Here is a 7,920-nt window from a genome sequence, read left to right on the forward strand (position 1 = left end):
TTCGGTGTCGCGGTTCATTGGTCGTCGAGATTGAGTTCGGCGAGCAGCTGCTTGCGCGCCGCCTTGTCGGTCACAATCTCCTGGATGCGTTTGCGAAAGCCCGGAATGTTGCCGAGCGGGCTTTTCAACGCCTTCAGTGCGTCACGCAGCTCGATCAGCTGTTTCAGCTCAGGCACCTTCTCGACGATCGCGTCGGGCGAGAAATCGGCGACCGATTCAAAGCCGAGCGTGACAGGCAGACGATCGTCCTCGCCCGCCTGCTCGTCGAGCAGGTTCGGCACGCTGAGCGTGAGCTGCAGGCGCTGTGCCTTCATCACGTCGTTGAAGTCGTCCTTGTCGACGTTCACGGGGGCGAGCTCCTCAAGCGGCGGCTTGTCTTCGGCCGTCGAGAATTCGCCGAGCACGAGCACCTTGAGCGGTAGCTCGACTTCTGCGCTCGCGTCGCCTGTGGCCGGCCGATAGACGATGTTGACCCGCTCTTTCGGCGCGACGGATCCGTTCGTTGTCATGATTGGTTCTCCTCTTCGTTGTCGCTCGCGTGCGACGGTCGTGTCCGGATGTTCTGGGCGTTTTGAATGAACCGTAAAAAGCCGCATCGGCGAGGCCAGTATCCGGGGAAAGACGGAACCGGCGTTAGTCGTCGGGTTCCAATTTTTGGTCGCCGCGTGCCGATTTTGTTGCAAATGAAAAGAACCGCGCGACGCATTGATAATATCGATTGGTATTCAAAACAAAGACGGTTTAGTATTCGCCGACTTCTGAGAATTAGAATCTCTAACAAAATTATTGCAGGGGGGCTGTTAACCCGCCGAATGCTCTTTTAACCTCTTCGTTGTTTGGCCGACGAAGAGGCCATGACCAAACCAAACCGATACTCGATGACGAATTGTGGTCACTGATCCAACCGCTGCTTCCACCACTGAAGCCACGCCCGACGCGATACCCGGGGCGCAAGCCGCTCGACGATCGCGCAGTGCTGACCGGCATCCTGTTCATGCTGCAGTCCTGCATTCCCTGGGAGATGCTTCCGCAGGAAATGGGCTGCAGCTCGGGCATGAGCTGCTGGCGCAGACTGCGCTACTGGCAACAGGCGGGTGTCTGGGACCGGCTGCACGAGGTGCTGCCGGCGAAACTTCGAGCAGCCGATCGCATCGACTGGTCGCGTGTGGTCGTCGATTCGTCCTCCATTCGCGCAGTGGGATCAAGTCAAAAACAGGACCCAATCCCACCGATCGGGCGCGACACGATTCAAAGCACCACCTCATTACCGAAGCGCACGGCATCCCACTCGTGCTGATTCTCACGGGCACCAACCGCAACGGCATCACCCAACTACTGCCTCTGATCGACGCCATCCCGCCCATTCGTGGCAAGCGGGGACGCCTCCGGTCCAAGCCGGTTATCGTGCAGGCCGAACGCGGCTACGATCAAGGCAAAGATCGAAAACCATTACACGATGTCGGCATCGTCACGCAGATCGCCCGTCGAGATGAGCCGAACGGCAGTGGTTTCGGAAAGACCCGATGGGTCATCGAAAGTACCTTCGCGTGGCTTCACAACTTCAGACGCCTGCGCATCCGGTTTGAACGCCTCGCGGCCATCCACGAAGCATTCCTGAAAATCGCCGCTTGCGTCATCTGCTGGCGGCACCTTCAAAATTCATTGTGTTAGAGCTTCTTATGCACAAAAATCCCGTCGATGCCGGCCCGCCAGCGCGCGTCCGGCCCACACGCATCACGCAGGCGCCGCGCCGCGGTAACCTCGCATTCGCGCCGGGTGGCGCGCTGAACGCGGCGGCGCTGTTGCTGCTGCTGTTCTATGCGAATCATCTGCTGTCGCGGCCCGGCGCGTCAGTGTCGCTCAATCAAACGCTGTCGGCGGTCGTGTGGCCCGCGCCGGTGCTGGGCATCGCGTTGCTGCTGCACTGCCGGCGGCCGCTCGCCCGGTCGGTTGGCGCGGTGGCGCTGTTCGTCACGCTGCTCGCGGCAGGCTCGCTCGATTGGGTGCCGTGGTACATCGACGCGCTGTTCGCGGCCGTCAACGCCGCCGAGGCGATCGCGGGCGCGTGGCTCGCGCGGCGCTACCTGAGGCCAGACGGCGGCGTGGACACGCTGCGCGGCTTCGCGATGTTCGTGTTGCTGCTGCCGCTCGGCATGGCGGCGATGCACGCGACGCTCGCGGCGGCGATCCTGTCGGTATGGATGAGTGATCGTGAATGGCTGAGCGAGTGGTCGCGCGCGTATGCGGCGAATGCGCTCGCGCTGCTAGTGTTGCTGCCGGTGCTTCTCACGTGGAATGCACGCGCCTGCGTTGCGGCGTGGTCGCGTAGCCGCAATCAACTGCCTGCGCTTGCGACGTTGGGTTCGTTGTGCTTCGCGTGGATTTGGGGCGATCAGGCCGAGGTCGCGCGCGTGGTGCTCGTGCTGTCGCTTAGCTGGGCCGCGCTCGAAGGCGGCTTCGTGCTCGTGTCCCAGCTCAACGCGCTCTCGGCGATTGCGCTGATCGCGATGACGCTCGGCGGCCGCGGTCCGTATGCGCCGCATCACGGCGGTCATGGTGTTTGGGCGCTGCAGGTCGATCTGATCGGTGTTGCGATCCTGTCGATGTGCATCGCGATCGCGACGGGCGAGCGGCGGCGGCTCGCGCGACAGATCGAACGATCGCGCCGCTTCGAGTCGCTAGGTTTTTTTGCGGGCGGGATCGTTCATGACTTCAACAATGTGCTGGCGGTGATCGATTGTCACGCCGGATACGCGATCGATCAGCTCGCGAGCGGCGCGCGCGCGGACGAATCGATCGGTGAGATTCATCGCGCGGTCGAGCGGGGCCGCGATCTGACGACGCAGATCCTGCTCGCCGCGCGCCGCGGCGAGCCCGTGTTGACGCAGGTGAGCGTCGACGAGATCGTTGACGATGCGCTAGCCGCGATGCCTGCGGCGGCGCTGCGGGGCATCGAGTTCGTTCGGTGCGGAGACGATGCACGCGGCGTCTCGCGTCACGTCGCATTCGCCGATCGCAGCCAGATCGTGCGCGCGGTGATGAATCTCGTTGGCAATGCAATGCGCGCCGCGCGTTCGACGGTCGTCGTGCGCATCGGTGCGAACGGCGCAGCAACCGACGGCGGCGTGCCCGCCGACGATACGTTCGACGTCGCGATCGGCGAGCCGTCGATGCCGGGCGGCGTGTGGATCGAGGTGCGCGACGATGGCAACGGCATCGAGGCCGAGCCGCTCGACAGTATTTTCGAGCCGTTCAATTCAACCCGGTCCGGCGCACCGGGCACAGGGCTCGGCCTCGCGATCGTCGCGGGTGCGGCGATCGCGCATCGCGGGCAGATCGCCGTCGCGACGGATCGCGGCGCGGGGAGCCGCTTCAGGCTCACGTTGCCGGCGGCACACGGGACAGGCGCGTCAGGCATGACGGGAGAAGTGGACGCCGGCGCGCGCGGTGTAGTACAGAGGGGGAAACGATGAATGCGACAAGATCGCCGGCGGTGCTCGTCGTCGAGGATGACGAACCGTTGCGGTGCGTGCTGTGCAAATATTTGTCGGACCACGGCATGGCCGTGGACGGCGTTGGGACGGCGGCCGCGGCCGTCGAATCTGTCGAGCGACGCGAATACGAAATGGTGCTGCTCGATCTCGGTTTGCCGGATGGGGACGGCATCGATGTGCTGCTGCGCTGGCGCGATTCGCAGCGCTTTCCGCTCATTTGTGTGACGGGCCGAAGCGAGGAGGCCGACCGCATCATGGGCCTCGAATTCGGCGCGGACGATTACGTCTTGAAGCCGTATTCGCTGCGCGAAGTGCTCGCGCGGATGCGCGCGCTGTGGCGGCGCGCCGATCCGGCTACGGCGCCCGTGCGGCGCGGCAGGCATCCGCGCGCATACCGCTTCGACGGCTGGACGCTGAACATGGATATGCGCCGTCTGTCGACGCCTGATGAGCAGGACATTCCGCTGACGGCCGGGGAATTCAATCTGTTGGCGTTTTTCCTCGGCTCGCCGTCGCGAGTCGTCACGCGCGCGCAATTGATCGAGTGCACGCGCGCGTTCGATGACGTATTCGATCGGGCGATCGACGTGCAGATCTGGCGGTTGCGCAAGAAGATCAAGAAGTATCCCAAGTATCCCGAACTGATTCTAACCGAGCGAGGCGTCGGCTATTACTTCGCCGCGAAGAACGTCGAGGCGCTATGGGAATGAGCGAATCGCGTCGGGCGGGCGGTGCGGCGCCGGGTGCTCGCCCGCCGATGGATTTCGACGCGCTCGCGGTGCTGGGGCGATCGGACGTCGATCCGGCTGTGCCCGCGGGCGCCGGCGTGCGCGCCGATGCGCGGTTCGATGCGTTGCATGCAGAACTCACGAAGCTCGCATCGCCGGGCGCGAGTGGGCATGTCGACTGGTGTGCGGTATTGAATCTTGCCGCCGGATTGCTGCGCGAACGGGGCAAGGATCTGCTCGTCGGCTGCTATCTGGCGGGCGCGTTATTGCAGCTCGGCGGTGCGGCGGGACTGCGCTGCGGGCTCGAAGTCGTCGGCGATCTCGTCGAATGTCATTGGGACGCGATGTCGCCACCAGTGTCGCGGATGCGGGCGCGGCGCGGGGCGCTGCAATGGCTGCTCGATCGCGTCGACGTGATGCGGGATGCCGCATGCGGCGGCGCTTATGCGGCTGAGTTGGTGGAGCAATTGCGCGACACTGCGCGGCGGCTCGATGCGCTGCTGGCGCAGCGTGACGACGACGCGCCGACGATGCGCGCGGTAAATGCGTTCGCGAACCGGTTGCCGGTCGAGTCGATCGAGTCTGGCGACGCGATCGGGACGAACGAGACGAACGTAAGCGGCGCAATGGGCGAGTTTTCGGCGAGCGTCTCGGCTCCCAAAGTCGAGCACGCACCGGCTGAGCCGACCGGCCGACCGGCGTCGCGCGCGAACGCCGACGCCGCCCACCAACCGACATCGCTTGCCGAGGCGGCCGGCCGCGAACGTGCGCTCGCGGATGCGCTCGCGCAACTGCATCGCATCGCGACGGCGTTCTCGCAAGCCCACTGGGCCGACGTGCGCGGCTTCCGGCTGCGCCGCTTTGCGTGCTGGTCGAGCGTGCACACGCTGCCGGATACGGAAGAGGGCAGTGGCCGGACGCAGCTCGCCGCGCCGAACGCGCAGGTCGTCGACGCGGCGAAAGGCATCGACGGGCGCGGCGAGCCCGCGGATGCCGTCCGCTTCGCCGAAGAGCAAGCGCAGGCATTCCCGCTCTGGCTGGATTTGCAGCGGATCGTCGCGCGTGCGCTGGCCCGCGTGGATGGCGACTGCACCGACGCGCAACGTGAAGTGGAAGCGGCGGTGCGTGCGCTGCTTGCGCGGCTGCCGGGCCTCGATTCGCTGAAATTCGCCGACGGCACGCCGTTTGCCGACGACGCGACGCGCGCGTGGCTCGCCGGGCTTGGCGAGCCGGGCGGCGCGGCGAAGGCGGCGTCGATTCCGCCTTCGTCGCCTGCGGCGCTCGCGCCGCAGCTACCGCTGTCGACGACGGGCGAGCCTGAATTGGCACCACGCGATGCGCACGTCGACGACACCGTCGACCATGCGCGCGCGCTCGCCGCAAGTGGTCAGTTCGATCTCGCGCTAGATGCGATTCAGCAGATGATCGATCGCGCGCCGAGCGCCGAACACCGGTTGAAAGCGCGCATCCGGTTGTGCGAGCTCGCGCGCGATCATTGCTCACATGAGATTCCCGACGCGTTCGCGCGCAGCGTGATCGAGCCGATCCGGCGGCATGATTTGCTCGCGTGGGATCCGGAGCTTGCGCTCGATGGCTTGTGCGCCGCCTATGCGCTGCTGATTCGGCGAGATCGCGATTCGGCGCTCGCACGGGCGGTACTCGACGAGATCGCGGGCGTCGACGCGGCGCGGGCAATGCGTTTGTCGATGTGACGCGACACGCTCGAGCCGCGGCGCGGTAGGGCGCTGGCTCGCGCATGCGCCGCGCGAAGCCGCGTCGTTCGATCGCGCGGCGGACGCAGGCGAAACTCGGGGGAAGGCGGCGCGGTTGCTGTCGCGGCGCATGCATCGCGCAGGCGATGAGCGATACAAGCGAAGAACGAGGAGAAGGGAGAGAGAGGCGAGCGAAAAATGCGCCGCCCCGCCCCCCCCCCCCACCCGCCCCGCCCCCCCCCCCCCCCCCCCCCCCCCCCCCCCCCCCCCCCCCCCCCCCCCCCCCCCCCCCGCGGCCGGATCAGGACATCCGTGAATCGACGGCCACCGGAGCGGGCCGATGCGCTTGCGCGGTCGTGCGTTGCACGGCGCTCGCGCCGCTCGTGTCAGCCAGCGCTATGCGCGGCGATGCGACCGGTTCGGCGGGCGGCGCCGCCTTGATCGTGTTGAAGACGCCATATACACGCTGGTCTCGTGCTCGCCGCTCATCGACCGGATGCTCTCGTTGAATTCCTCCATGTAGGCGGGCCCGCTCGGCGTCGCGAGTGCAGACGCGCAGGCTAGCGATCGACAAAGCGAGCGCCGGCAGGGCTGAGAGAAGGATCGGAAGGTCATCGTGTCGTTTGCCTGCTTGACGATGTGTGCGGTATGCGTTTGCGGACGCGCTTACCATTGCCAGCTCATGCCTACTCCGACCGCATTGCCGCCCTCGCTCATTGCGACGCCCGCGCGCAACTTGAGGTTTTCGCTGGCCCGCGCAGTGGCGCCGAGCGCGACGGCGCGATGGCCCTTGTAGACCGCACCGCCGATGCCGATCGACAAGGTCTTGCCGAGGTCGACATCGGGAATCATTGTCAGTGCGGTCGCTGCGGCGACGCCGGAATACGCGTCGCGCGCGGTGTCGGTGATGCTTTGCTGGAGGTCGCCGATGCGCTGGTTCGTGTAGGCGTTCGAATTTGATACTGCGAAATTCAATTGATCGACGTTTACTGCGTCTTTGCCTTGCGTGCCAGGGGCGACGTGCGCGATTTGGCGTTCGTTGCCGAGCTGCCCGACCGATACCGTGTTATCGCGGTCGGCCACGGAACCGGCGCCGAGCGCAACGGAGTTGTGACCGGATGCGGTTGCTTCTGCGCCGGTCGCAACCGAGCGGGAGCCGTCTGCTCGTGCACGCCATCCGGTCGCAAGCGATTCCTCGCCTTGCGCTCTCGCGTTGGCACCAATCGCTATTGCGTTCAAGCCCGATGCGTCCGCGGCGGGCAACACGGAATTGACCGCGATGTATTTCGCGGATTGCGAAGCCGGCGTGGTGAGTTGGACCACCATTGGCTGAGCGGGCGCGTAACTGACAGGGGTTTCAGAAGAAGGATCCTTCTTACGCCAGGACGGGACCAGAGGCGGGGCTTGCAGCAGAAACGGCCTTTGCTGCGCGTCCTCCGGAGATGTGGCGGTCGACGCGACATGTTGCGACGCGGTCGGAGACTGTACCGAATCCTCGTGCCGTGGCGACGTTGACTCCTGCGAGGAAATGAGACGGTTCGGTTGCGATTGCGGCGATTCGGCCGAAGGCAGGGGACGCGGCGATACAACGTGCTGCGACGCAGGCATTGGCTGAGCGGACGCGTAACCGTCAGGGGCTTCAGAAGAAGGAACCTTCGTACTCGAGGCCGAGACCGGCAGGGGGGGCGGCGGCGGCGGGAAGGGTATCAGAGCCGGGCTTTGCTGCGCATGCTCCTGCAGTGTGGCGGCCGGCGCAACGTGCGACGACGCGGTCTGCGATTGTACCGAGTCCTCGCGCAGTGGTGACGTTGCCCCCGGTGTGGTGGGCTGGGCCACCATTGGCTGAGCGGACGCGTAGCCGACAGGAGGGGCAGAAGAAGGAACCTTCGTACTCCAGGCCGAGACCGGCAGGGGGGGCGGCGGCGGCGGGAAGGGTATCAGAGCCGGGCTTTGCTGCGCATGCTCCTGCAGTGTGGCGGCCGGCGC

At 65.8% G+C, this 7,920-nt stretch carries 6 protein-coding genes and 1 pseudogene; 4 read left to right on the top strand and 3 right to left on the bottom strand.

The window, feature by feature from the left end; all coding sequences use genetic code 11:
- Positions 1-14: 14 nt before the first annotated feature.
- On the bottom strand, positions 15-509 hold the full coding sequence (gene tssB, locus ACPUER_RS29750) for a type VI secretion system contractile sheath small subunit (protein WP_425132847.1): 495 nt from the start codon (positions 507-509) through the stop codon (positions 15-17).
- A gap of 323 nt (positions 510-832) precedes the next feature.
- Here tssB and ACPUER_RS29755 point away from each other — a divergent pair.
- The 4 genes from ACPUER_RS29755 to tssA all read left to right on the top strand — a co-directional run bounded on the left by ACPUER_RS29755 (position 833) and on the right by tssA (position 5,934).
- A protein-coding gene (locus ACPUER_RS29755; RefSeq protein ID WP_425132848.1) for an IS5 family transposase occupies positions 833-1,671 on the top strand; the annotation gives its coding sequence in 2 pieces (ribosomal slippage) (positions 833-1,205 and positions 1,205-1,671; 840 coding nt in all).
- A gap of 8 nt (positions 1,672-1,679) precedes the next feature.
- On the top strand, positions 1,680-3,473 hold the full coding sequence (locus ACPUER_RS29760) for an ATP-binding protein (RefSeq protein WP_425132849.1): 1,794 nt from the start codon (positions 1,680-1,682) through the stop codon (positions 3,471-3,473).
- A complete protein-coding gene (locus tag ACPUER_RS29765) occupies positions 3,470-4,204 on the top strand; it encodes a response regulator transcription factor (RefSeq protein ID WP_425132850.1) in 735 nt (244 codons plus the stop codon). The genes ACPUER_RS29760 and ACPUER_RS29765 overlap by 4 nt, the downstream gene beginning before the upstream one ends.
- Positions 4,195-5,934, top strand: coding sequence for a type VI secretion system protein TssA (gene tssA, locus ACPUER_RS29770; RefSeq protein WP_425132851.1), 1,740 nt, complete (start codon positions 4,195-4,197; stop codon positions 5,932-5,934). The genes ACPUER_RS29765 and tssA overlap by 10 nt, the downstream gene beginning before the upstream one ends.
- Before the next feature lie 301 nt (positions 5,935-6,235).
- Here tssA and ACPUER_RS29775 read toward each other — a convergent pair.
- A pseudogene (locus tag ACPUER_RS29775) lies at positions 6,236-6,538 on the bottom strand (hypothetical protein).
- Positions 6,539-6,600: 62 nt separating this feature from the next.
- On the bottom strand, positions 6,601-7,773 hold the full coding sequence (locus ACPUER_RS29780) for a YadA-like family protein (RefSeq protein ID WP_425132855.1): 1,173 nt from the start codon (positions 7,771-7,773) through the stop codon (positions 6,601-6,603).
- Positions 7,774-7,920: the final 147 nt, after the last annotated feature.

This window comes from Burkholderia sp. DN3021 (assembly GCF_049805555.1).
Classification (GTDB): domain Bacteria; phylum Pseudomonadota; class Gammaproteobacteria; order Burkholderiales; family Burkholderiaceae; genus Burkholderia; species Burkholderia pyrrocinia_C.

Excerpts from the sequence above, each read along its gene's own strand:
- ACPUER_RS29765 (WP_425132850.1), top strand. The coding sequence starts at position 3,470 with ATGAATGCGACAAGATCGCCGGCGGTGCTCGTCGTCGAGGATGACGAA.
- tssA (WP_425132851.1), top strand. The coding sequence starts at position 4,195 with ATGGGAATGAGCGAATCGCGTCGGGCGGGCGGTGCGGCGCCGGGTGCT.
- ACPUER_RS29780 (WP_425132855.1), bottom strand. The coding sequence starts at position 7,773 with ATGGTGGCCCAGCCCACCACACCGGGGGCAACGTCACCACTGCGCGAG.
- tssB (WP_425132847.1), bottom strand. The coding sequence starts at position 509 with ATGACAACGAACGGATCCGTCGCGCCGAAAGAGCGGGTCAACATCGTC.
- ACPUER_RS29760 (WP_425132849.1), top strand. The coding sequence starts at position 1,680 with ATGCACAAAAATCCCGTCGATGCCGGCCCGCCAGCGCGCGTCCGGCCC.